The organism is Azospirillum oryzae (genome assembly GCF_008364795.1).
Lineage (GTDB): Bacteria > Pseudomonadota > Alphaproteobacteria > Azospirillales > Azospirillaceae > Azospirillum > Azospirillum oryzae.
Genome location: NZ_VTTM01000018.1, coordinates 81,328 through 105,385, shown reverse-complemented (window position 1 = coordinate 105,385; position 24,058 = coordinate 81,328). Strand labels below are relative to the sequence as shown.

21 protein-coding genes and 3 tRNA genes are annotated in these 24,058 nt (G+C 68.7%); 18 read left to right on the top strand and 6 right to left on the bottom strand.

The features are described 5' to 3' along the window. Positions 1-287: 287 nt before the first annotated feature. A tRNA-Ala gene (locus FZ938_RS29310) sits at positions 288-363 on the bottom strand. A gap of 282 nt (positions 364-645) precedes the next feature. Between FZ938_RS29310 and FZ938_RS29305 the strand changes: the two genes are divergently transcribed. The 5 genes from FZ938_RS29305 to modD are packed head-to-tail and all read left to right on the top strand — an operon-like array spanning position 646 to position 4,042. Beyond that, positions 646-930 (top strand): YggT family protein, encoded by a 285-nt coding sequence (locus tag FZ938_RS29305; RefSeq protein WP_109073245.1) that lies wholly within the window; start codon positions 646-648, stop codon positions 928-930. Between the two features lie 2 nt (positions 931-932). Continuing rightward, a complete protein-coding gene (locus tag FZ938_RS29300) occupies positions 933-1,286 on the top strand; it encodes a DUF167 domain-containing protein (protein WP_174757175.1) in 354 nt (117 codons plus the stop codon). Position 1,287: 1 nt separating this feature from the next. Continuing rightward, positions 1,288-2,205 (top strand): bifunctional methylenetetrahydrofolate dehydrogenase/methenyltetrahydrofolate cyclohydrolase FolD, encoded by a 918-nt coding sequence (gene folD, locus FZ938_RS29295; protein WP_149201693.1) that lies wholly within the window; start codon positions 1,288-1,290, stop codon positions 2,203-2,205. Next, the gene (locus FZ938_RS29290) at positions 2,202-3,197 is read left to right on the top strand and encodes a magnesium transporter CorA family protein (protein WP_149201692.1); all 996 of its coding nucleotides are present in this window, start codon (positions 2,202-2,204) and stop codon (positions 3,195-3,197) included. Before folD ends, FZ938_RS29290 begins: the two co-directional genes overlap by 4 nt. A 14-nt stretch (positions 3,198-3,211) precedes the next feature. Further along, positions 3,212-4,042 (top strand): ModD protein, encoded by an 831-nt coding sequence (modD, locus tag FZ938_RS29285; RefSeq protein WP_149201691.1) that lies wholly within the window; start codon positions 3,212-3,214, stop codon positions 4,040-4,042. Between the two features lie 319 nt (positions 4,043-4,361). Here modD and FZ938_RS29280 read toward each other — a convergent pair whose 3' ends face one another. Next, complete coding sequence (locus FZ938_RS29280) at positions 4,362-7,058, bottom strand: bifunctional acetate--CoA ligase family protein/GNAT family N-acetyltransferase (RefSeq protein ID WP_149201690.1); 2,697 nt, start codon at positions 7,056-7,058, stop codon at positions 4,362-4,364. A gap of 280 nt (positions 7,059-7,338) precedes the next feature. Here FZ938_RS29280 and FZ938_RS29275 point away from each other — a divergent pair, with 280 nt between their 5' ends. Further along, positions 7,339-8,289 carry an L-lactate dehydrogenase gene (locus FZ938_RS29275; RefSeq protein WP_149201689.1) on the top strand — a complete coding sequence of 317 codons (951 nt, stop codon included), beginning with the start codon at positions 7,339-7,341 and terminating at the stop codon, positions 8,287-8,289. 2 nt (positions 8,290-8,291) lie between these two features. Here the strand turns inward: FZ938_RS29275 and FZ938_RS29270 are convergent, their stop codons facing one another. After that, a complete protein-coding gene (locus FZ938_RS29270; protein ID WP_149201688.1) occupies positions 8,292-9,182 on the bottom strand; it encodes a LysR family transcriptional regulator in 891 nt (296 codons plus the stop codon). 101 nt (positions 9,183-9,283) lie between these two features. Between FZ938_RS29270 and FZ938_RS29265 the strand changes: the two genes are divergently transcribed. Beyond that, positions 9,284-10,324, top strand: coding sequence for an NAD(P)H-binding protein (locus FZ938_RS29265; protein WP_149201687.1), 1,041 nt, complete (start codon positions 9,284-9,286; stop codon positions 10,322-10,324). A gap of 25 nt (positions 10,325-10,349) precedes the next feature. Here the strand turns inward: FZ938_RS29265 and ppa are convergent, their stop codons facing one another. Continuing rightward, positions 10,350-10,907, bottom strand: coding sequence for an inorganic diphosphatase (ppa, locus tag FZ938_RS29260; RefSeq protein WP_149201686.1), 558 nt, complete (start codon positions 10,905-10,907; stop codon positions 10,350-10,352). A 164-nt stretch (positions 10,908-11,071) separates the two neighbouring features. Here ppa and FZ938_RS29255 point away from each other — a divergent pair, with 164 nt between their 5' ends. From FZ938_RS29255 to FZ938_RS29240, 4 genes are all read left to right on the top strand, one after another. After that, positions 11,072-12,877: an extracellular solute-binding protein gene (locus FZ938_RS29255; protein ID WP_149201685.1), complete on the top strand. Its 1,806-nt coding sequence runs from the start codon at positions 11,072-11,074 to the stop codon at positions 12,875-12,877. Between the two features lie 92 nt (positions 12,878-12,969). Then, positions 12,970-14,463, top strand: coding sequence for an ABC transporter substrate-binding protein (locus FZ938_RS29250; RefSeq protein ID WP_149201684.1), 1,494 nt, complete (start codon positions 12,970-12,972; stop codon positions 14,461-14,463). Between the two features lie 36 nt (positions 14,464-14,499). Continuing rightward, a complete protein-coding gene (locus tag FZ938_RS29245) occupies positions 14,500-15,465 on the top strand; it encodes an ABC transporter permease (RefSeq protein ID WP_149201683.1) in 966 nt (321 codons plus the stop codon). Beyond that, positions 15,462-16,289 carry an ABC transporter permease gene (locus tag FZ938_RS29240; RefSeq protein ID WP_149201682.1) on the top strand — a complete coding sequence of 276 codons (828 nt, stop codon included), beginning with the start codon at positions 15,462-15,464 and terminating at the stop codon, positions 16,287-16,289. Before FZ938_RS29245 ends, FZ938_RS29240 begins: the two co-directional genes overlap by 4 nt. A 4-nt stretch (positions 16,290-16,293) precedes the next feature. Here the strand turns inward: FZ938_RS29240 and FZ938_RS29235 are convergent, their stop codons facing one another. Continuing rightward, positions 16,294-17,934 carry a hypothetical protein gene (locus tag FZ938_RS29235; RefSeq protein ID WP_149201681.1) on the bottom strand — a complete coding sequence of 547 codons (1,641 nt, stop codon included), beginning with the start codon at positions 17,932-17,934 and terminating at the stop codon, positions 16,294-16,296. Between the two features lie 166 nt (positions 17,935-18,100). Continuing rightward, positions 18,101-18,595: a xanthine phosphoribosyltransferase gene (gpt, locus tag FZ938_RS29230; protein WP_174757174.1), complete on the bottom strand. Its 495-nt coding sequence runs from the start codon at positions 18,593-18,595 to the stop codon at positions 18,101-18,103. Positions 18,596-18,831: 236 nt separating this feature from the next. Here gpt and FZ938_RS29225 point away from each other — a divergent pair. The 7 genes from FZ938_RS29225 to mutM all read left to right on the top strand — a co-directional run bounded on the left by FZ938_RS29225 (position 18,832) and on the right by mutM (position 23,932). After that, positions 18,832-18,908 (top strand) — tRNA-Arg (locus tag FZ938_RS29225). Between the two features lie 276 nt (positions 18,909-19,184). Continuing rightward, positions 19,185-19,562 carry a hypothetical protein gene (locus tag FZ938_RS29220; RefSeq protein ID WP_149201679.1) on the top strand — a complete coding sequence of 126 codons (378 nt, stop codon included), beginning with the start codon at positions 19,185-19,187 and terminating at the stop codon, positions 19,560-19,562. Beyond that, positions 19,559-20,959, top strand: coding sequence for a Tle-like phospholipase domain-containing protein (locus tag FZ938_RS29215; protein ID WP_149201678.1), 1,401 nt, complete (start codon positions 19,559-19,561; stop codon positions 20,957-20,959). Before FZ938_RS29220 ends, FZ938_RS29215 begins: the two co-directional genes overlap by 4 nt. Next, positions 20,956-21,744, top strand: a complete 789-nt coding sequence (locus tag FZ938_RS29210) for an ankyrin repeat domain-containing protein (protein ID WP_149201677.1) — start codon at positions 20,956-20,958, stop codon at positions 21,742-21,744. Before FZ938_RS29215 ends, FZ938_RS29210 begins: the two co-directional genes overlap by 4 nt. A gap of 132 nt (positions 21,745-21,876) precedes the next feature. Further along, positions 21,877-21,953, top strand: a tRNA-Arg gene (locus tag FZ938_RS29205). A 146-nt stretch (positions 21,954-22,099) separates the two neighbouring features. Further along, on the top strand, positions 22,100-23,050 hold the full coding sequence (gene pip / locus FZ938_RS29200; protein WP_149201676.1) for a prolyl aminopeptidase: 951 nt from the start codon (positions 22,100-22,102) through the stop codon (positions 23,048-23,050). A gap of 39 nt (positions 23,051-23,089) precedes the next feature. Beyond that, positions 23,090-23,932, top strand: coding sequence for a bifunctional DNA-formamidopyrimidine glycosylase/DNA-(apurinic or apyrimidinic site) lyase (gene mutM, locus FZ938_RS29195; protein WP_149201675.1), 843 nt, complete (start codon positions 23,090-23,092; stop codon positions 23,930-23,932). Positions 23,933-24,058: the final 126 nt, after the last annotated feature.

Genomic DNA, 24,058 nt, shown 5'->3' with positions numbered 1-24,058 from the left:
CTCCAGGACGCATAGCGTCGGCGGTGATGCCCGTAACCCATCACCTCGCGCCTACTTTCAAACTTTGCAACAGAGCCGTTGCCAGACCGTCCCGCGCAGCCACAGACCAGTGTGGCGCCGCTTGTGCGACACCGTTGTGCTACAGCGTCGAGAAGGTTCTGGGTCGGTCTTCCAGGGGGTTAGGGCTGATTCGGCAGCGACCGTGTGCGACAGCAGTGTGCCGCAGGATGGGTTCGACGGCCCGCTTGAGGCACTTTTTCGAACCAAATCAATGTCTTGGGGGTGATTGGTGGAGCCGAGGAGGATCGAACTCCCGACCTACGCATTGCGAACGCGTCGCTCTCCCAGCTGAGCTACGGCCCCACACTCACACCGTGGCGTCTTCGTCGCCCCGGCGTGGCGCGGATATTGTCCATCACGGGGGGTGCTGTCAAGCGCTTGATTCAGAAAAAATGAAGCGGGTGTGGGATGGCGCAGGATGGGGCGTAGGACGGCCGATCCGCCGCAGGCCGCTCGGGCTATCGGCGGGCCGCCGTACTGGACAGGCCTCCGCGCTTATGCTTAGGGTGCCCGGAAAAGGCTGGCGCCCGCCGCGCAGTGCGCTGCGCGCGGCCGTCGCAAAAACCGCACTGGAGCTGGCCCGGCATGATCGCGCTGTATTTGCTCATCAACACCATCCTGGACCTGTTCTTCTGGGTCCTGATCCTGTCGGCGATCCTCAGCTGGCTGGTGGCTTTCAACGTGGTGAACACGCGCAACCGCGCGGTCTATCTGATCGGCGATTTCCTGTACCGCATCACCGAACCGGTGCTGCGCCCGATCCGCCGCGTCCTGCCCAACATGGGCGGGCTGGACCTGTCGCCGATCGTCGTGCTGCTGGCGATCTCCTTCATCCAGAACCTGCTGGCGCAATACTGGCCGCGCTTCTGACCGTGGCGGCATCCTCCCCCTTCGAGGCGGTCGCCGACGGCCTGCGCGTCGCACTTCGGGTGACACCCAAGGCGTCGCGCAACGCGGTGACCGGTACGGCCGAGATGGCCGGGGCAAAGGGAGAAGGACGTCGGGTCCTGAAACTGGCGGTCACGGCGGTGCCGGAAAGCGGCAAAGCCAACGAGGCCGTCATAAAACTGTTGTCGAAGGCATGGAAACTGCCCAAGACCAGCCTGACGGTGGTGGCCGGCGCCACCGACCGGAACAAGATTCTGCATGTGGCTGGCGACCCGGCAATTCTGCTGCCGCGGTTGTCGGCCCTGATCGACGATTTGGGTAGCGAGGGTGGAGAGTAGCATGGCGGACGCGAAGATCATCGACGGCAAGGCCTTCGCGGCCGGCCTGCGTGCGCGGGTGGCGGATGGTGTGGCGGCGCTGAAGGCCAGCCATGGCGTCACCCCCGGTCTGGCCGTCGTGCTGGTGGGCGAGGATCCGGCCAGCCAGGTCTATGTCCGCTCCAAGGAGCGGGCGCTGGTCGAACTCGGCATGAACAGCTTCGACCATCACGAGCCGGCCGACATGGCCGAATCCGACCTGCTGGCCCTGATCGACCGGCTGAACGCCGATCCGGCCGTGCACGGCATCCTGGTCCAGCTGCCGCTGCCCAAGCATATCGACAGCCAGAAGGTGCTGGCCCGCATCGTCCCGGAAAAGGACGCCGACGGCTTCCACGTCGTCAATGCCGGCCTGCTCGCCACCGGGCAGCCGGGCGCCATCGTGCCCTGCACCCCGCTGGGCAGCCTGCTGCTGATCCGCGACACGCTGGGCCGCGACCTGAAGGGCAAGCGCGCCCTGGTGCTGGGCCGCTCCAACATCGTCGGCAAGCCGATGGCGCAGCTTCTGCTGCAGGCCGACTGCACGGTGACGATGGCCCATTCCCGCACGGCGGATCTGCCGGAGGAATGCCGCCGCGCCGACATCCTGGTGGCGGCGGTCGGCCGGCCGGAGATGGTGCGTGGCGACTGGATCAAGCCCGGCGCCACAGTGATCGACGTCGGTATCAACCGCGTCGCGGCGGCGGAGCCGGGCAAGACCCGTCTGGTCGGCGATGTCGCCTTCGACGAGGCGGTCAAGGTCGCCGGTGCCATCACGCCCGTCCCCGGCGGCGTCGGCCCGATGACCATCGCCTGCCTGATGCTGAACACGCTGGCCGCCGCCTGCCGCGCAGCCGGTGCGCCGGTGCCCGAAGAGGCCGCCCTGGGGAGCGCGCGTTGATCACCGTCCACGCCCGTGCCGAAGACGGGCGGGTGGTGCGCCAGCCGCTGGAACTCGGCGAGGAATTGCCGGGCGGCGCGGTCTGGATCGACCTCCTGCGTCCAACCGAAGCGGAGCGCGCCCATGTCGGCGCGCTGACCGGCTGCGACCTGCCGACGCGCGAGGAGATGAAGGAGATCGAGGCCTCCAGCCAGCTCTATGTCGAGGGGGAGGGGCTCTACATGACCTCTCCCATCATCTCGCGCGCCACCTCGCCCCACCCGGAGCAGGGCGAGCTGACCTTCGTGCTGACCCCGCGCCATCTCATTACGCTGCGCTACACCGAACCGCTGCCGGTCATCACCTTCGCCGCCCGCTGCGTCCGCCAGCCGGAACTGCTGGCAACGGGGGAGAGCGCGCTGTTCGGCCTGCTAGACGCGGTGATCGACCGGGTGGCCGACGTGCTGGAACTGGTCGGTGGCCGCATCGACGAGCTGTCGGCCCGCGTCTTCGACGATTCGCTGGACGGCGGCGGCTTCGGCAAGGCGGCCAAGAAGCCGGACGAGTTGCAGGACGTGTTGCGCGGCATCGGCCGGGCCGGCGACCTGACCCACAAGGTGCGCGACAGCCTGGCCGGGCTCGACAGGCTGGTGGTGTTCATGACCTCGGTCAGCGGCGGCCGGCTGAACAAGGAACAGAAGACCGCGCTGAAGACGATGACGCGCGACTTGCGGTCCCTGACCGAACATGCCGGCTTCCTGGCGCACGAGGCGAATTTCCTGCTCGACGCCACTCTAGGCCTGATCAACATCGAACAGAACGCCATCATCAAGATTTTCTCGGTGGTGTCGGTGGCGCTGATGCCGCCGACGCTGATCGCGTCGGCCTATGGCATGAACTTCAAGCATATGCCGGAGCTGGACTGGGACTTCGGCTATCCGATGGCCATCCTGCTGATGGTGCTGTCGGCGGTGGTCCCGCTTTGGTACTTCCGCCGGCGCGGCTGGCTTTAATAACGGAAACTCCGATGACGACCATCCTGCCCGACGCCGCCCTCGACGCGCTTCTGGCGCAGGATGTTCCCTACGGCGACCTGACCACGGATTCGCTTGGCATCGCCGCCCGTCCGGCGCGCATGAGCTTCGCCGCCCGCGGCGCCATGGTGCTGGCGGGAACGGAGGAGGCGGCGCGTCTGGTGGAGAAGGCCGGCGGTCGCATCCTGCGCGTCGAGCCCAGCGGCACCGCCGTCGAGGCCGGCGCGGTCTTCCTCGAGGCGGACGGCCCTGCCGGGGCGCTGCACCGGGCCTGGAAGGTGGCGCAGACCCTGGTCGAATACACCTCCGGCATCGCCACCCGCGCCCGGCGCATCGTCGAGGCCGCTCCCGGCGTCACCGTCGCCTGCACCCGCAAGAATTTTCCAGGATCCAAGGACCTCAGCGTCAAGGCGGTGCAGGCGGGCGGGGCGGTGATGCACCGGCTGGGCCTGTCGGAAACGCTGCTGGTCTTCCCCGAACACCGCGCCTTCCTGAGCGAACCGCCGGAGATGTGGATCGCGGCCCTCCGTCGCAAGGCGCCGGAAAAGAAGATCGTGATGGAGGTCGGATCGGTGGAGGAAGCGGTGGCCTTTGCGCAGGCCGGCGCCGACGTGATCCAGCTGGAAAAGCTGCCGCCCGACGCCGCCCGCGCGGTGATTGAGGCGACAAGGCACCTGACCCCGCCGCCGGTGGTCGCCCCGGCCGGCGGCGTGACCGAGGCGAACGCCGCCGCCTATGCCGCGGCCGGCTGCCGCCTGCTGATCACCTCGGCCCCCTTCTTCGGCCAGCCCGCCGACGTCAAGGTGGTGCTGGAGCCGGCGTAAAGCCGCACCCCGCGACAGCGCGTCGCAGCCCTTCACAAGCCTGATTTTGCGAGCAAAAGCGCTTCCGCAATACCTATGCGTGCGCCAAAGTGGCGACGCGGACGGGATGGCGGACTGGCCGCCATCCCCGCTGCGCACAAGGAGAACAGAGGATGAAGGAAATCCTCCAACTCCTGATCCTGGCGTTGGAGATCGTCAAGCGTCTGCTTGATCTCTTCAGCTAGCATCGGGCTGGCGGGCAGGGGGCCGGAATCCCCCTGCCTGCCAAGCCTGATATTGCCCTATCCATGGCTGTAGTCAACCGCCGGTATAAGAACCCTCAGCCAGCCAGCCCGCCACCCAGCTCGATGCGGACCTCGACTACGCCCGGCTCGTCCAAGTTCTCCTTGCGGACGAAGCCGAGCGCGCGGCACATGTTCAGCATGTTGGTGTTCTCGCGCAGAACCTCGCCATAGACCTCCCTAATGCCGCGCGAGCGGGCGTAATCGAGGATCTTGTTCATCAGGATATAACCCAGACCCTGGCCCTTCATGTCGGACCGCACCATCACCGCATATTCGGCGCGGCGGTTGTCGGGGTCGGCGGTGATGCGCACCACGCCATACATGATGGTCTCGCCGGTCTGCGGGTCGGGACCGACGGCGATCAGGCCCATCTCGCGGTCGTAATCGATCTGGGTCAGCCGGGCCGCCGCCTGGTGAGACAGCCGCTTCAGCGGCGCGAAGAAGCGCAGGCGCAAGTCCTCCGCCGTCTGGTTCTCCACCAGATGATGCACCAGCGGTTCGTCCTCCGGCAGGATCGGGCGGACGAAGAACTGGCGGCCGTCCTTGATGGTGATGCGGTCTTCCAGCGACTTCGGATACGGCCGGATCGCCAGCCTTGCCGCTCCCGCCAGCACCGGCACGCCGACCTTGATGCGGGCGTCCAGCGCCAGCACGCCGTCGGCGTCGGCCAGCAGCGGGTTGATGTCCATCTCCGCGATCTCAGGGAAATCGACCACCAACTGGCTGACCTTGTTCAGCGTCAGCGCCACCGCGTCCAGATCGACCGCCGCGCGCGAGCGGTAGCCCTGCAGCTGGCGGTGGATGCGGGTGCGGCTCATCTGCTCGGCCGCCAGCTTCATGTTCAGCGGCGGCAGGGCCAGCGCGTAATCCTCCACCACCTCCACGCCGATGCCGCCTTCGCCGAACAGCAGGACCGGGCCGAACATCTCGTTCTCGGTCATGCCGACAATCAGCTCGTAGGCATCGGGGCGGACGGCCATCTCCTGCACGGTGAAGCCCTCGATCCGCGCGTCGGGCGCCAGTTCGGCGACGCGGCTCAGCATCGCCTCGGCTTCGGCCCGCACCTCGTCCGGGCCGGTCAGGCCCAGCGCGACGCCGCCGACGTCGGACTTGTGGGTGATGTCGTGCGACAGGATCTTCAGCGCGATCGGGCCGCCGATGACGCGGGCGGCGTTCGCCGCCTCCTCTGGCGTCTCGGCGACGCGGGTGTCGACAACCGGGATGCCGTAGGCGGCCAGCACGCGCTTGGCCTCATACTCGCTCAGCCACTCGCGCTTCTCGGCCATGACGCGGGAGACCACCTTCTTCACGGTGATCTCGTCGGGCTGGAAATCCTCCGCCACCGACGGCGGGGTCTCCATCAGAAGCTGCTGGCTGCGGCGGTAGCGCACCAGATGCATGAAGGCGCGCACCGCGTCGGACGGGCCGTTGTAGGTCGGGATGCGGCTGTCGGCGAACAGCTTGCGCGCTTCCATCGCCGACTGGTCGCCGATCCAGCTGGTCAGCACCGGGTGGCGGCGCGCCTTGTTGGCCTGCACCGTCTCCGCCACCGCCTGGGCGATGGCCTCGCTGTCGGTCAGGGCGGACGGGCAGTGCAGGACCAGCACCGCGTCGTTGCCGCTGTCCTGCATCAGCGCGTTCAGCGCCTCGGCATAGCGCTTGGGCGTGGCGTCGGCGCCGATGCGCAGCGGGTTGCGGAAGGGCGTGCCGCCCGGCGGCTGACCCAGCGCCTTGGCCAGGGCCTCCTGCGTCTCCGGCGCCAGGGCGGCGAGCTGGCCGCCGGCCTGGATCAGCTTGTCGGTGGCCATCACGCCCATGCCGCCGCCGTTGGTCAGGATCGCCAGCCGGTCGCCGGTGATCGGCACCCCGGTTCCCAGCGTGCCGGCGGCGTCGAACAGTTCGGCCAGATCGTTCACCCGCAGCACGCCGGCCCGGCGGAACACCGCGTCATAGACGGCGTCCGACACCGCCAGCGCCCCGGTGTGCGACGCCGCGGCCTCCTGCGCCTCGTCGGACCGGCCGGCCTTGATGACGATCACCGGCTTCTGGCGCGAGGCGGAGCGGGCGGCCGACATGAATTTGCGGGCGTGCGTGATGCTCTCGATATAGAGCAGGATGGCGCGCACAGTGACGTCGGAGGCCAGATAGTCCAGCAGGTCGCCGAAATCGACGTCGCCGCGGTCGCCCAGCGACACCAGATGCGAGAAGCCGATCCCGCGCGAGGTCGCCCAGTCGGCGACCGAGGTCAGCACCATGGAACTTTGCGCCACCAGCGCAACGTCGCCCTTGCGGGGCGCCACCGGCGCGAAGCTGGCGTTCATGCCGCGGCCCGGCACCATGGCGCCCAGGCTGTTCGGCCCCAGCACCCGCATCAGATAGGGCTTCGCCGTCTCCAGCATCGCCTGCGTCTGTTCGGCCGACATGCCGTTGGTCATGACGATGGCGGCCTTGGTCCCGCGCTTGCCCAGCGCGTCGATGGTCGCCGCCACTGTGTCGGGGGCGGTGCAGATGACGCCCAGGTCCGGCGTGATCGGCAGGCTGTCCACCGTCTTGTAGGTCAGCACCCCTTCCACCGCGCGTTCGGTCGGGTTGACCGGCATCACCGGCCCGTCGAATCCGGCCTGGAACAGGTTGCGGGCCACCACGGCCCCCACCGTTCCGGGCTTGCGGCTGGCGCCGACCAGGGCGATCGAGGCGGGCTTGAACAGCTTGTCGAGGTTGCGAACGGTCATGACCGGATCCGGTGCTGGGAAAAGGCGCCGGTCCCAGTCTGCCACGGGATGCCGACGGTTTTGATGACGAACAGCGCAAGCCCGGACTTTCATCCCCGCCATTTGCTGCGGCGCAACATTACGGGCTGGTATGACCATTGGGCAAGGGGGCGTTTCGTCGCGCCTATGCAAAACCGCCCACCAAAAGCCGCAAGCGGTCCGATGCGCTCTTGCGGCGGGACGCCGACCGCCGCCAAGCTGTCGGCTAACCGCACGCCAACTTGCGCAAAGGAGCCTGTTCATGAAGGTCGGAATCGTCGGGGCCGGGTTCGTCGGCAGCACCGCCGCCTTCGCCATGGTGACCACCGGTGCGGCGAGCGAGGTCGTGCTGGTCGACATGAACGAGGCGCTGGCCCAGGCCCAGGCGCAGGACATCGCCCATGCCGTGCCCTTCACCCATGCCGTCACCGTCCGCGCCGGCTCATACGCCGCGCTGGAGGGGGCGGGGGTGGTCGTGCTGTCGGCCGGTGTCGCCCAGAAGCCTGGCGAAACCCGGCTGGAACTGCTGGAGCGCAACGCCAAGGTGTTCGGCGCCATCATCCCGGAGGTGCTGAAGGCGGCTCCCGACGCGGTGCTGCTGGTCGCCAGCAACCCGGTGGACGTGATGACGCAGATCGCCACCCGGATCAGCGGGTTGCCGCGCAACCGGGTCATCGGCTCCGGCACCGTGCTCGACACCGCGCGCTTCCGCGCCCTGCTGGCCGAGCAACTGGCGGTGACGCCGCGTTCCGTCCATGCCCATGTGGTGGGCGAGCATGGCGACTCGGAGGTTCTGCTGTGGTCGAGCGCCACCGTCGCCGGCTTGTCCGTCGAGCAAGCGGCTGCCCAGCTCCACCGCAGCCTGACGGCGGAGGACCGCGCCGCCATCGACGAGGGGGTGCGCCGCGCCGCCTACCGGATCATCAACGGCAAGGGCCACACTGCCTTCGGCATCGCCGGCGGGCTGGCCCGGCTGGTGTCGGCCATCGGCGCCGACGAACGGCTGGTGGCGACCTGCGCCATGCTGACCGACGATGTCTGCGGGGTGCCGCAGGTGGTGTTGTCGCTGCCGCGTGTCATCGGCGCCGGCGGCGTGGTGGACACCGTCCTGCCCAACCTGTCGGCGGAGGAGCAAGCCGCGCTCCGCCACAGCGCCGAAATCCTGAAGGAGGCTGCCGACGGGGTGGAACGCCGCATGGGGTGGACCAGTTGACGCTACCTCACGTGATCCGCCAGCCCGGCAACCAACCCGTCGAAGACGGCACGGCAGCGCGGGGTGGAGCGCAGATCCTCGTGCATGGCGACCCACACCCCCATCGGCAGTTCGAAGCGGTCGGCCAGCAGCCGGACCAGATCGGGATTCCGCCGCGCCAGCGGGACCTGGCAGATGCCGATGCCGTATCCGGCCTCGATGGCGGACAACTGGGCCAGATGGCTGTCGGTGCGCAGGGCGAAGCGGGGCAGGATTAGGCCCGGCACCCGCTGCATTAGGGCGCGGATGTCCGGCGTCTCGCGGTCGAAGCCGATCAGGCTGTGGCCGTCGAGATCCTCCAGTGACTGAGGCACGCCGTGGCGGTCGAGATAGCGCCGGTGGGCATGCAGCCCCAGCGCGATGCTGCCGATGCGGCGCACCAGCAACGCCTGCTGGTCCGGCTCCACCATCCGCACGGCGACATCGGCGTCGCGTTGCAGCAAATTGTCGATGCCGTTGGACAGCACCAGCTCGACTTCCAGCGCCGGGTGGCGTTCCCGCAGCGCGGCCAGGACCGCCGGCAGGATGCGGGCGCCCACCACCTCGCTGGCGGTGACCCGCACGGTGCCGCGCACCTCCGCCCCCCAGCCCGACGCCGTTCGCCACAGACTTGCCGCCGCCGCGTCCAGCGCCTCCGCCTGCGGCTTCAGGGCCAGCGCCGCATCGGTGGGATCGAGCCCGCGCGGCGAGCGCACGAACAGGGAACCGCCGACCGCCTCCTCCAGCGCCGCGACGTGGCGGGCCAGCGTCGGTTGCGTCAACCCCAGGGCGCGCGCCGCCGCCGACAGCGATCCTTCACGGATCACCGCCAGGAAACTGCGATAGAGGTCCCAACTGGGGGGCGGCGGGTTCATCGATTTCAGTATAGCGACTCGCCGCAGTTCGACAATTCCGTTCAGCCATCCCTCGCCCCATCCTTTCCCCATCACCAAGCGCAAGAGCGATGGAGGCGGCGATGGCACGACAGGCGACCGGCATAGGCAGGACGGCCCTGGTTCTGGGAGCGACCGGCGGGGTCGGCGGCGAAATGGCGCGGGCGCTGGCGGTGCGCGGCTGGAGGGTTCGCGGCCTGCGCCGCAAACCGGCGGAGAGCCTGCCTCCGGGCAACATCGAGTGGATGGTCGGCGACGCGATGAATGCCGGCGATGTGATGGCGGCGGCCGAGGGGGCGGCGCTGATCGTCCATGCGGTCAATCCGCCGGCCTACCGGCACTGGGACCAGTTGGTTCTACCCATGCTCGACAACAGCATCGCCGCGGCTTGCGCCAACCGCGCCCGCATCCTGCTGCCCGGCACTGTCTACAACTACGGCCCCGACGTCTTCCCGCTGATCCCGGAAACCGCGGCGCAGAACCCGCTGACCCGCAAGGGGGCGATCCGGGTGGAGATGGAACGCCGCCTGCACCGCGCGGTGGGGCAGGGGGCGAAGTTGCTGATCCTGCGTTGCGGCGACTTCTTTGGTCCCAAGGCCGGCAACAGTTGGTTCAGCCAGGGGTTGCTGACGCCCGGGAAGCCGCCGACCCGCATCAACCAGCCGGGCCAGCCGGGGATCGGTCACCAGTGGGCCTATCTGCCCGATGTGGCGGAAACGGCGATGCGCCTGCTCGACCGCGAGGCCGCTCTGGGCGACGACGCGATGTTCCACATGGATGGCCATTGGGATGCCGACGGCAGCCGGATGGTCGCGGCGATCGCCCGCGCTTTCGGCGAACCGGACCTGCCGGTGCGGCGGATGCCCTGGTGGCTGCTGCGGCTGGCCGGTCTGGCGGTGCCGCTGTTCCGCGAACTTGGCGAGATGCGCTATCTGTGGCAACAGCCGGTTCGGCTCGACAACCGCCGCCTGCTGGCCCTCCTGGGTGAGGAGCCGCACACGCCGCTGGTTCTCGCCGTGCGACGGACGCTTGAAGGGCTGGGCTATCTCCCCGCACTGCCGGCGGATATGCCGGAGGCGAGGAGATGCATGCCCGACCGCGTGGCCTCAAGTCATCCTGGCTGAGGCCACACGGTTCAAACTACTACCCTCAGACCACCGGACCCGGATTGCCCTTGTTGGCTTCCAGGGCGCGGGCCAGACCTTCCTCGATCTTCTTGGCGGCCTCTTCGGCGTTGCCCCAGCCGCGGACCTTCACCCACTTGTTCTTCTCGAGATCCTTGTAGTGCTCGAAGAAGTGGGCGATCTGCTCGATCACGATGGACGGCAGGTCGGTGTAGTCCTTCACGTCGGTGTAGAACGGGTGCAGCTTGTCGACCGGAACGGCCAGCAGCTTCTCGTCCTCGCCGGCCTCGTCCTCCATGTACAGGACGCCGATGGGGCGAGAGCGCAGGACCGCGCCCGGAACGACGCCGTGCTGGCCGACGACGCAGACATCCACCGGGTCGCCGTCACCCGACAGGGTGTGCGGGATGAAGCCGTAGTTGCAGGGATAGAACATGGCGGTGTGCAGGAAACGGTCGACGAACACCGCGCCCGATTCCTTGTCGACCTCGTACTTCACCGGCTGGCCGCCGATCGGGATCTCGATGACGACGTTGACGTCCCAGGGGGGATTCTTGCCCGCGGCGAGCTTGCTCAGATCCATGTATCGCGTTCCTTCGACTGGCGTATTCAGGGCACGTTCTTGTTTTGGCGCCGATGCCCGGTCCGGCGCCACGCGGGGCGGGAGTTTAGGCGGAACGCACCCTGAGTCCAAGGAACTTGCGCTGGCTCTTGCGCAGGTGCGGCAAAGCGGCAACCCTGCCGGTCATGGCCCGCCCGATCGTCCTTCTCCTAACTCTCCTGGCTCTGCTGGCGCCCCATCCGGCGCTGGCCGAGTCCCCCCATCACGGCATCGCCATGCATGGCGACCTGGCCTTGCCGCCGGACTTCACCACCTTCCCCTACGTCAACCCGGTGGCGCCGAAGGGCGGCACCATCCGGCAGGCGGTGACCGGCAGCTTCGACAGCCTGCACCCGCACATCGTCAAGGGCGTGCCGGCGCTGGGCATGGGCTATGTCTTCGAAACGCTGCTGACGCGGTCGTGGGACGAGCCCTTCTCGCTCTACGGCCTGCTGGCCGACCGGGTGGAGGTGGCGGACGACCGCTCCGCCGTCACCTTCCACATCAACCCCAAGGCGCGTTGGCATGACGGCACGCCGGTGACCGCCGCCGACGTGCTGTTCTCGCTGGAGGCGCAGCGGCAGCACGGCACCCCCAACCGCCGCCTGTTCTACGCCAAGGTCACGGCGGCCGAGGCGCCCGACCCGCAGACCGTCCACTTCGCCTTCGCCTCCAACCCCGACGGCAGCATCGACCGCGAGATGCCGTTGCTGATGGGGTTGATGCCGATCCATCCCAAGGCCTTCTGGGCAGGGCGCGATTTCAGCCGGACGACCTTGGAACCGATCCTGGGCAGTGGCCCCTACCGCGTCGCCGCGGTCGATCCCGGCCGCCGCATCGTCTATGAGCGGGTGCGCGACTATTGGGGCCGCGATCTGCCGACCCGCGTCGGCCAGTTCAACGCCGACCGTCTGGAATTCGACTATTACCGCGACGACTCCGTGGCGCTCGAGGCCTTCAAGGCGGGACAGGGCGATGTTCGTTACGAAAGCGATCCGGCCAAATGGGCCACCGGCTACGACGGCCCGGCCCTACGCGACGGCCGCATCATCCGCGAGGAGTTGCCGAACCACCGCCCCGAACCGGCGCGCGGCCTGATCTTCAACACCCGCCGGCCGATCTTCGCCGATGTCCGGGTGCGCCGGGCGCTGGGGATGGCGACCGATTTCGACTGGATCGGCCGCAACCTGTTCCACGGTCTGTTGACCCGCACCGTCAGCTTCTACCCCAACTCCGAACTCGCCGCCCGCGGCCTGCCGGACGGCGAGGAATTGCAGGCGCTGGAGCCGTTCCGCGACCGCCTGCCGCCCGATCTCTTCACCAGGCCCTTCACCCTGCCCGACAGCGGGAACGCCAACGCCGCCGGTCCCGCCGGCCTGCGGGCCAACAGGCGCGAGGCGATGCGGCTGCTGGAGCAGGCCGGCTGGCGGGTGCGCGACGGCCGGCTGGCCGATGCGGCGGGAAACCGTTTCGCCTTCGAAATCCTCCTGTCCGATCCGGCGGAGGAACGGGTGGCGCTGGAGTTCGCCCGCTCGCTGGAACCGCTGGGGATCGAGGCGCGCGTCCGCACGGTGGACAGTGCCCAGTTCCAGGCCCGGCTGGACGGTTTCGATTTCGATATGACAATGCGCTGGTGGGCGTCCAGCCTGTCGCCGGGCAACGAGCAGCTCTATTATTACGGATCCGATGCGGCTGGACAGGAGGGCAGCCGCAACCTTGCCGGCATCCGCGACCCGGTGGTCGATGCGCTCGCCCGCTCGATCGCCGCCGCCACGACGCGGGGCGCGCTGGTCGGCCGGGTGCAGGCGCTCGACCGCGTTCTGCTGTGGGGGCACTACATGGTCCCGCTGTTCCACAGTCCGGTCGACCGCATCGCCCGCTGGTCGACCCTGCACCGTCCCGCCGTCACCCCGCTTTATGGCCCGATGCTGGAAAGCTGGTGGGTGGAATAGCGTGGCGGCTTCGCTTGCGCTCTCCCGCGCCGCACCGCATCATCGCGGCAAAGAGAACGTCGATAACGACGAGACGGGGGAGTTTGCCAACCATGTCGACCGCCAAGCAGCGTTTCACCCTGGCTGCCGCAGCAGCGCTGGCGCTGGCCGCCACGTCCCTGACGGCAACGGCCCAGCCGCGCACCGACCTCGTCGTCGGCATGGCGCTGGAGCCGCCGCATCTGGACCCGACCGCCGGCGCGGCCGGCGCCATCAAAGAAGTCACTTACGCCAACCTGTTCGAACCGCTGCTGCGCGTCGATGCCGACGGCAAGCTGGTTCCCGGTCTGGCGGAACGCTGGACGGTGTCGGACGACGGGCTGACCTACCGCTTCACCCTGCGCCCGAATGCCAAGTTCCATGACGGAACCACCGCCGATTCCGCCGACGTGAAGTTCACGCTGGATCGCGCGCGCGCCGCTGATTCCGTCAACGCCCAGAAGGCCTATTTCGCCCCGATCTCCCAGGTGGAGACGCCGGATCCGCAGACGGTGGTCGTCACCCTGTCGCGCCCCGACGGCCTGTTCCTGTTTCACATGGCGAGCGGCGACGCCGCCATCGTCGCCCCGGAATCGGCAGCGACCAACAAGCAGAAGCCGGTCGGCACCGGTCCCTTCAAGTTCGACCGCTGGGTCGCCGGCGACCGCGTCGTGCTGGTCCGTAACCCGGACTACGACGGCATGAAGCCGAAGCTCGACCGCGTGACCTTCCGCTTCATCAGCGACCCCGCCGCCCAGGTGGCGGCGCTGAAGGCCGGCGACATCGACGCCTTCACCCTGTTCAGCACCTACGAGGCGCTGCCCGAGTTCCGCAACGACCCGAAATTCGTGGTCACGGTCGGCTCGACCGAGGGCGAGACGATCCTGTCGACCAACAACGCCCGCAAGCCCTTCGACGATGTCCGCGTCCGCCGCGCCATGGCCCATGCCATCGACCGCAAGACGCTGATCGACGGCGTGCTCTATGGCAACGGCGTCGCCATCGGCAGCCATTTCCCGCCGCACCGCGAGGGCTATGTCGATCTGACCGGCCTGTACCCCTACGACCCGGCCAAGGCGAAGGCGCTGCTGGCCGAAGCGGGATATCCCAACGGCTTCGACACCACGCTGCGCCTGCCGCCGCCGCCCTATGCGCGGCGCGGCGGCGAACTGGTCGCCGCCATGCTGGCGGAGGTCGGCATCCGCGCGAAGATCGAGCCGGTGGAATGGGCGGCGTGGTTGGAAAAGACGTTCAAGGGCAAGGATTACGACCTGACCATGATCGCCCATACCGAACCGCTGGACATCGACATCTACGCCCGGCCCGACTACTATTTCAATTACAGGAGCGAGCGCTTCAACGCCCTGAACGACGAGCTGAACCGCACCCAGGACCCGGCCAAGCGCAACGCGCTCTATGGCGAGGAGCAGAAGGTGCTGGCGGAGGATGCGGTCAACGGCTTCCTCTTCATGCTGCCGTCGGTGACGGTGCAGAAGGCCGGCTTGACCGGCATGTGGGTGAACCGCCCGGTCCAGGCCAACGACGTCACCGGCGTTTCCTGGAAGTAACGTAAGCCAGGTAAGGCCAAGTAAGGATAGACCCGCGTGCTTGCGTTCCTGCTGCGACGGCTGGTCAGCCTGATCGTCACCGTCTGGCTGGCCAGCATCGTGGTCTTCGCGGTGCTGCAGCTGGTTCCGGGCGACCCGGCCCTGCTGATGCTGGGCGTAAATGCGCAGCCCGACACGCTGGCGGCGCTGCGCGGCCAGATGGGGCTCGACCAGCCCGTCCTTACCCGCTACCTGCAGTGGGCCGGCGCGCTTGCCCGCGGCGACCTGGGCGTCAGCCTGACCTACGCCCGCCCGGTGGCGGAACTGGTGGCGGAACGGCTGGCGGTGACCCTGCCGCTGGCCCTGCTGTCGCTGGTCATCAGCACGGCGCTGGCATTGCCGCTCGGCCTGCTGGCGGCGGCGCAGCGGGGCAGGGGCGGGGATTGGGCAGTTTTGGGCTTCTCGCAGCTCGGCGTGTCGATGCCCAGTTTCTGGATCGCCATCCTGCTGATCCTGCTGTTCTCCCTGACCCTGCACTGGTTCCCGGCCGGCGGATTCCCTGGTTGGACTGGGCCCGGCTGGGGCGGCGGCATTGGCCCGGCCCTGCACGCGCTGCTGTTGCCGGCGCTGGCGCTGGCGCTGCCGGAGGCCGCCATCCTCGCCCGCGTCACCCGCACCGCCGTGCTCGACACGCTGGCCGAGGACCACATCCGCACCGCCCGCGCCAAGGGCGTCAGTCGCACCGCGGTCCTGCTGCGCCACGCCCTGCCCAACGCGCTGATCCCGGTGGCGACGGTGCTGGGGTTGCAGATTTCCTTCCTGGTGGCGGGCGCGGTGGTGGTCGAGAATGTCTTCACTCTGCCGGGGCTGGGCCGGCTGCTCTATCAGGCCATCGGCCAGCGCGACCTGATCGTGGTGCAGGGGGTGGTCGTTCTGCTGGCGCTGTTCGTCGTGGTGGTGAACGCCCTGGTCGACATCGCCTGCGCGCTCGCCGACCCGCGGCCGAAAGGGGTGTCGTCGTGAGGCGGCGCCTTCCGCTCTCCCTTCATCTCGGCGCCGCGCTGACCCTGCTGCTGGTGGCCATGGCGCTGCTGTCGCTGCTGTGGACTCCCTACCCGGCGGAGCAGGTGCGGGTGATCGCCCGGCTGAAGCCGCCCAGCGCGGCCCATTGGCTCGGCACCGACCATTTTGGGCGCGACGTGCTGTCGATGGTCATGGTCGGCGCCCGCAACTCTTTGGCCGTCGGCGCGGCGGCGGTCGGGTTGGGGCTGGCGGCCGGGGTGCCGCTGGGGCTGCTCGCCGCCGCGCTCGGCCGCTGGGGCGACGAGGTGGTGGCGCGGCTGGGCGATCTGGTCTTCGCCTTCCCGGCCGTGCTGACGGCGATCCTGCTCACCGCGGCGCTGGGGGCGGGGGCGGTCAACGTCGTGCTGGCCCTGGCGCTGTTCAACTCCGCGGTGCTGGCCCGCGTCACCCGCGGCGCGGCGCTGGCGGTGTGGCGGCGGCCCTTCGTCGGGGCGGCGCTGGCGCTGGGGCGGGGACCCTTGTCGGCGACGCTGGTGCATGTGCTGCCCAACATCGCCGGGATCGTCGTCGTCCAGGCCACCGTGCTGTTCGCCGTCGCCATCGTCAACGAGGCGGCGCTGAGCTATCTCGGCCTCGGCATCCAGCCGCCAAGCCCCAGCTGGGGCCGGATGCTGGGCGATGCCCAGACCTACCTGTTCACCGCGCCCTTGCAGGCGGTGTTTCCGGGGGTGGCGATCGCGCTGAGCGTCATGGGGCTGACGATGCTGGGCGATGGCTTGCGCGACTGGCTCGACCCGCGGCACCGGTCATCGGGGGTGATGTGAGCCCTCACCCCACCTGCCGCGTCCGTTCCGACAGTTCGATCAGGTCCATCAGCTCGTTGCTCTTCCAATAGCGCGACTTGCCGACCTCCGTGCGCGCGGTGGCGACGAGGTCGTCGATGATCGCCTGCTCCTCCGCGCCCAATTCGCCGCCGCGCTCCAGCCGGTGCGACAGCAGGCGGGTCATGTTGTGGCTGAAGGTGGGGATCCAGGCGCTGACGCGCTGGCCGAACACGCCGGCGATGCCGTCGATGCGCAGGAGATGCTCCATCCGCTCGTCCAGCGGATCGGTCTCCTCGAACTTCATCGCCTTCTCGACATTGGCGCGCAGCTCTTCCAGCAGGCTTTCGCGCCACTTCACCAGATCGTAGGTCTCGAAACCGAAATCGCGCGACATCCCCTGCCAGCGCCACAGCAGCCGGTCGAGCCAGACGATGTCGGCATGGTCGATCACCGGCTGGCGCCGGGCGGCTGCCGCTTGGGCGGAGCGTTCCATCGCCACCGCGGCGACGCGCGACCCGATGATCTTCGCCGCCTGGGTCCAGGCGTTGCGGAAGGCCGGCTCGCTGCGCCGGTCCTCCATCAGCCCGGCGGAGGTGGCGGCGTGGACCAGCTGGTCCAGACGCTGCACCAGCGCCTCCAGCCGCGCCTTCTCCTTGGCGCTGGGCCGGATGGCGGAACCGGGCACCCGGTCGTTCAGCTTCAGGATGACGGTCAGCGCCGCGGTCAGCGCGCGGGTGACGCCGATGAAATGGCCGGTCAGCGCCGCGGTCATGGCGTCGCCGCGGCCGGGATCGACGCCGCTCTGGCGGATATACAGCGCCGCCACCGGATAGTTGCGCTTCACCGTCAGCACCGACAGCGGCAGCAGGTTGGCCAGATCGTCGCCGCAGCGGTCGCGCAGCTGGTCCGTCGCGTCCAGCAGCCGGTCGGCCAGCCGGTTCGCCTCCGCCTCGCCGCTGCAACTGGCGGGGAACTCCTCCAGCCGGTCGGCGACCGGCTTCCCCGCCCCTTCGGCATGGGTCAGCACCAGATGCATCAGCCGCAGCGTGTTGACATCGATGGTCGGCGTCTTTTCCAGGAATCCCGACATCAGCCGGGTGCGGCGCGGCCGGTTGCGCGACATGCCGGCCAGCAGCTCCTCCATCGCCTTCTTGTTGGCCAGCACGGCGTCCAGATGCTTCACCGCGGCGACGCGCATCCGCTCCTTCATCACCGTGGCGACGGGGGAGCGCAGGATGCGGTCGATCACCTCGCCGCGCGCCATCTCGTCCAGCATCTCCTGCGCCTCCACCGCCAGCAACGGAAAGGCGTCGCGGCTCAGCGCCTCCCACAGGGCGCCGACATCGACCCGCTGCAACATGCCGGGGACGGCGACGCCGCCGTGATAGAGCACGTCGTCGTCGATCAGGAAGGCTTCGAACAGGTTGGTGAACAGCCTCCGGGCGCGGTTGGTGCGCTGGCGGTTCAGATACTCGATGACATATTGGCGGACGAGCTGGACGCGGTCGGTCGGCTCGCTGTCCATGCCCTCGATCTCGCTCAGCAGGCTGTAGACGAGGCTGGCCGGCAGCCGCGCCACCAGGGCGTCGATCTTGTGCCGCAGCTCGTCCTGGTGCAGCTCTTCCGGGCGTATTTCGTCGGTCATGCGCGGGCCGCCACGCGATATTGAAAGGCGATGGCGAGCACAGAGGCACCGCCGCGCGTCATTTAGGACGCAAACGGTAAATTTTTATGTAATGACCCGGACAAGATATGGGCCTCGGCGCGGCCCCCTCGCCGGATGCGGGCGGCCGCGCCGTGGACAGGGCCGTTCAGCTGTTGCGCAGCTTGGCGATCGGCTGCGAGAACTGCAGCTCGATGTCCCAGGGGAAGTGGATCCAGGTGTCCTGGCTGACTTCGGTGATGAAGGTGTCGACCAGCGGCCGGCCGGCCGGCTTGGCGTAGACGGTGGCGAAATGCGCTTTGGGCAGCATCTTGCGCACGACTTCCGCCGTCTTCCCGGTGTCCACCAGATCGTCGATGATCAGCCAGCCGTCGCCGTCACCGGCGTTGGCGCCCTCGACGCCCTTCAGCACCGTCGCGTTGCGCTGCTGCTGGTGGTCGTAGCTGGAGACGCAGACGGTGTCGATCATGCGGATCTCAAGCTCGCGCGCGATGATCGCCGCAGGAACCATGCCGCCGCGGGTGATCGCGATGATGCCCTTCCACGGGCCGCGGTCGATCAGGCGCCAGGCCAGCGCCTTGGCATTGCGGTGGAGCTCTTCCCACGACACCGGGAAATGCTTGTTGAAGGGGGCTTCGGCCACGGTACTGACTCTCCAAAAACAGCAAGCGGACTGTATAACCCAGCCGCCGCCGCGCGGCAATCGGGGGCTGTTTGCATGCCCATGCCCCGACGCCGCAGGTCCGCCGAAAATTCGTGAAAAAAGCGCTTGCGGGGCAGGGGGGCTTTGAGTATGTTGCGCGCCTCGACGCCGACGGCCCGCCGCCGACGCCGGGATGGACGGACGGTAACACTGCCGACCGCCGCAGAATACACAGCGCGCCCGTAGCTCAGCTGGATAGAGCATCAGACTACGAATCTGAGGGTCAGGAGTTCGAATCTCTTCGGGCGCGCCATTCTGCTTCGAATACAGGTCCTGAAAACTCGATAATTTGACAGCAGGCGGCCCTTCGGCCGCTTTTTCTGTTTTCGGGCTTCGCCGTCCTTCCTGTGTCGGTCCAACTTTTTGCCGGCCCAACTTTTTGCCGACCCGTCTTGCGCCGGACTTGGGCCGTCGGTTCGGGCCAGCTCGGCCGCCCGGCCTATGCCCTCTGAAATTGCTGTTGCGTCTTCGGTTGCTCCCTTACTGTCGAACTCCGATCCGGTTTTTTGGCGAGTTGATAGAGAGGGGCATGGCAACCGGTCTCACGCTTTCGGACCGGCAGGTCGAAACGCTGGCGGTGGAAGGCTTCCTGCGGAAGATGATCCGCATCCTGACACAGTCGGACCCCAAGGCCGGCCCGGTTCTCGACGCTGCCGAGGGCCAGCAGACCCTGCGCCAGCAATATGAGCGGGCGCGAGGATATGGGTTGGAGACGGAGCGCGATCTCGGCCGCTACATCGTCACCGCCTGGACGATGGGCATCGACTTCGATCGCCGCTTTCCGGCCATGTCCCAAATCCTGAACGATCCGGCGCTGACGCCGACCGACAAGGCCGATGCGGTCGAGCGCACCGCCCTGACCCTCTTCGCGCTGTTGGCGGACGACCGGAAGGACGGCACGCCATGAGCTGGGGCGATGCCCTGGCCGAAGCCTATGCGGCGGCCTCCGACGCCGCCCGGCAGGCCGCGGTGCGGGCCGCCGCCTCCGCACAGGCCGCCGCTTCGGCGGCGGCCGATATGGTCAAATCGGCGGCCAGTGCCACGAGCGATGCGGTGGTCGAGACCGCCAAGGCCACCGGCCGCGTTGCCGGCTTCGGCGTGCGCGCCGCCGCCGAGACCGGGAAGGCGGCGGTCCAGGGCACCGCTTATCTCGCCGACAAGGCGATGGAGTCGCAGCCGGTGGTCGGCCGCCTCTACAAGGCGGCGAAAGAGCAGCTGTCCCCGGCCCGCGCACCGCGCCAGCGGGTGGTCGAAGCCTGTCCGAACTCGGTCGAGGCCAAGATCGACCGGCTGAACCAGCGCCAGTCCCTGATCGACAAGGGGCGCGGCGCCGGCAGCACGCCGGCGCAGAAGGCGGCGGCCGAACGGCTGGCCCGCGACAACCGGGCGGTCGAACTGGCCCGCCTGTCGGGCGACACCTACGATCAGTACGGCAAGCCGCCCAGGAACGATCCGCCGCTCGGCTGGACGGCCATGAGCGACTCGGAACTGGACAACGCCGGCATCGATCCGGCGCTGCTGCGCGACGCCAAGGCCACGATCTACCGCACGCCGGCGGACTGGCCGGGCGGGCAGCAGACGGTCCTCGCCTTCCGCGGCACGGTGCCGAGCGAGATGGAGGATCTGCAGACCAACATGGATCAGGCGCTGGGGGGCGATACGATCCAGTACAAGGCCGCCGCCCAACTCGGCACCAACGTCGCCAACAAGCTCGGCCCCGACGTCCTGGTCACCGGCCATTCGCTCGGCGGCGGCAAGGCGCAGGCGGCGGGCGTGTCCGGCGGCCTGACCGGCATGATGTTCAACGCGGCCGGCCTCAATCCGAAGACGGTCGGCGGCGACACCGGCGATCCTTCGGACTTCCTGCAGTTCCGGACACCCGGCGACCCCCTGACCGGCGTCCAGAATTCCGCCGCCCTGCAATCGGGGGTCGGGCTGCTGGCCGGCGGTCTGGGGTCCGGGATCGGCATGCCGGTGGCCGCCGGCAACTTCATCGCCGACAAGCTGGGCTTCCCGTTCCTCTCGCCCGACACGCGCCAGCTGGTGGAGGGCGGAACCACCGCTTTCCCCCGCGCGTTGAAGAACCTCGTCAGCCAGGGCAACCTGCTGCCGCCGGCCATCGGGCCGGTCGTCACCGTCCCGGCGCTCGACGATGCGGGCCAGCCGGTGCCGATGACCAGCCCGGGCGGTCAGCATTCGATCCTCAGCGTCATCAACGGCATAGAACGCGAGAAGAGCGAGGACGTCGCCACTCTGCAGGATACACCGGGGCAAGAGGCATCGGGGCAGGGTGCGTCCGGATGATCCGCCGGCAGGTCTTCCGTGTGATGCTGGCGGTCGTCCTCGCCGCCGGATGTGCAATGAGTCAGGAGAGCAACGCCATGGGCGCCACCGCCCGCAGACTGGACACCAGCCGCTATTTCGACGATCCGAAGCTGGCGGCCCTGGCCGACGACGTGCAGGAAGGCCGCGTGTCGAAGGTGGTCGAGGCTCTGCGCGGCGGTGTCGACCCCAACGGCGTCGGCCGCGACGGTTTCCGTCCGATCTTCTTCATCTTTCCCGCTCCGACGAACGAGACGGCCAAGGCGCTGCTGGCCGCCGGCGCCGACGCCAACGTCAAGACGGCGGGGGGCGAACCGCCGCTGATGTATGCGGTGCGCCTGGAGGACCCCGCCTTCACCCGCGTCCTGCTGGCCGGGCGCGCCGATCCCAATGCCCGTGGGAGCAACGACAAGCCGGTGATCCACGAGGCCGTGCGCTCCGACCAGCCGGAGCATCTGCGGCTGCTGGCCCGCGCCGGGGTCGATCTCAATGTCGTATGGGGCAATTCGACGCCGCTCCTGGCGGCGGTGGAGAGCATGAGCTGGGCGAGCGCCACGGCGTTGCTCGACCTGGGGGCCGACACGGACTGGCGCAGCCCCGGCGGTCGCACCCAGTTCACCGCCGGCGAGTCCTTCTGCAACTTCTTCACCAGGCCGCGCCCCTTGCGCATTCCACCGGCCCATCGCGAGGCGGTGCGCGGCCTGTTCGCCGCCTTCGCCCGGCGCGGCGTGGTGCTGGAGTGTGCCGGCCTCGCCGACCGGCTGTAGGCGGAAACGGGCCGGGCGACGCGGCGAAAATTTTCTGAAGAAAAGCGCTTGCGCCCGGTGAAGCTTTTGAGTAGGTTGCGCGCCTCGACGCCGACGGCCTGCCGCCGACGCCGACAGGGAAGACGACACAGCGCGCCCGTAGCTCAGCTGGATAGAGCATCAGACTACGAATCTGAGGGTCAGGAGTTCGAATCTCTTCGGGCGCGCCATCTTCTCTGGAAAGACATGTTGCGACACGCAAGGCCGCCTTCGGGCGGCCTTTGTCGTTTGGCGTGTCGTTTCACGACTTCGTCGCGCTGGCGTAAGCCCCGGTGGCTCCTCTACACTTGTGGCCCGGACCACTGGATGCATGGCCATGCCCCGCAGCGACTTCTATCCGCCCATCGACCCGTTCCAGACCGGCACGCTCGCCGTCGACGGGATCCACACGGTCTATTGGGAGCAGGCGGGCAACCCGCGCGGCGTGCCGGTGATGTTCCTGCATGGCGGGCCGGGGGCCGGTGCCTCGCCCACCCATCGCCGCTTCTTCGACCCCGGCCATTACCGCATCGTCGTGATGGACCAGCGCGGTGCCGGCCGTTCCACGCCGCTGGGTGAAACGCGCGAGAACACCACCGAACGGCTGGTCGAGGACATCGAGACCCTGCGCCGGCATCTCGGCATCGAGCGCTGGCACCTGTTCGGCGGCTCCTGGGGTTCGACGCTGGCGCTGGCCTATGCCCAGACCCATCCCGACCGCTGCCTGGGCCTGATCCTGCGCGGCATCTTCCTGATGCGGAAGGCGGAGATCGACTGGTTCCTCTATTCCATGCGCATCCTCTTCCCCGAGGCCTGGGCCGCCTTCGCCGGCCACATCCCGGAGGACGAGCGCGACGATCTGCTGGAGGCCTATTGGAAGCGGCTCGATTCGTCCGACCCGATGGTGCGCATGGCCGCGGCGCGGGTGTGGAGCGTCTATGAGGGCAGCTGCTCCTCCCTGCTGCCGTCACCCGACCTGATCGCCGCCAGCGGCGAGGACCGCCATGCCCTGGGGCTGGCGCGGATCGAGGCGCATTACTTCCGCTCCAACCGCTTCACGCCGGAGGACAAGCTGCTGCGCGACGTCTCCCGCATCCGCCATCTGCCGGGGGTGATCGTCCAGGGCCGCTACGACATCGTCTGCCCGGTGATCTCCGCCGACGCGCTGCACCGCGCCTGGCCGGAGGCCGACTACCGCATCGTCCCGGACGCCGGCCACTCCGCCATGGAACCCGGCATCCGCGCTGCGCTGATCCAGGCGACCGAGCGGTTCAAGGAGTATCGGTGAGGGCTTTAACATCCATCCCACCCACCCCACACTCTGCCGATGCCTGAACTTCCCGAAGTCGAGACGGTGTGCCGGGGCCTCGCCCCGCATCTCGAAGGCCGGCGGCTGGTCCGTGTGGAGCAGCGGCGGCCCAACCTGCGCACCCCCTTCCCGCCACGCTTCTGCGAGCGGCTGACCGGCCGGCGCGTCGAGTCGGTGCGGCGGCGGGCCAAATACATCCTGATGCATCTGGACGACGGCGGCGTGCTGATCGCCCATCTCGGCATGTCGGGCCGGATGATCATCGCGCCGGAACGGCCGGACGTCTTCGACAAGCACGACCATGTGGTGTTCGAGACCGACGCCGGGACCGTGGTGACCTTCAACGACGCCCGCCGCTTCGGGCTGATGGACCTGACGGTGGCCGACGCGCTGGGCGATCACCCGATGCTGCGCAACCTGGGACCGGAGCCGCTGGGCAACGAGTTCTCCGGCCCCGACCTCGCCCGCCGGCTGGCCGGCAAGATCACCCCGATCAAGGCGGCCCTGCTCGACCAGAGCATCGTCGCCGGTCTCGGCAACATCTATGTGTCGGAGGCGCTGTACCAGTCCGGCATCCTGCCGACCCGCACCGCCGCCAGCCTCAGGCCCGAGGAGGTCGACCGTCTCGCCACAGCGGTGCGCGAGGTGCTGGAGCGCGCGATCGCCGCCGGCGGCTCCTCCTTGCGCGACTACCGGCAGGCGTCGGGGGAGCTGGGATACTTCCAGCACCAGTTCGCCGTCTACGACCGGGAGGGGGAGGGCTGCCCCGATTGCGACTGCGACCGCGCCCGAACGGGGGGCGTTCAGCGGATTGTACAGTCAGGCCGATCGACTTTCTTTTGTGCGGCGCGCCAACGGTGATATAGCTGGGGCATGACGGCTCTACCGGCCATGCTCCGGGCGGCGTCCGCCGCTTTCCTCCTTGCCGGCCCCGCGGTCGCGGGCCTGGGGAGCTTCCTCGTTCCCATTCCTCCGGCACTTGCGGCC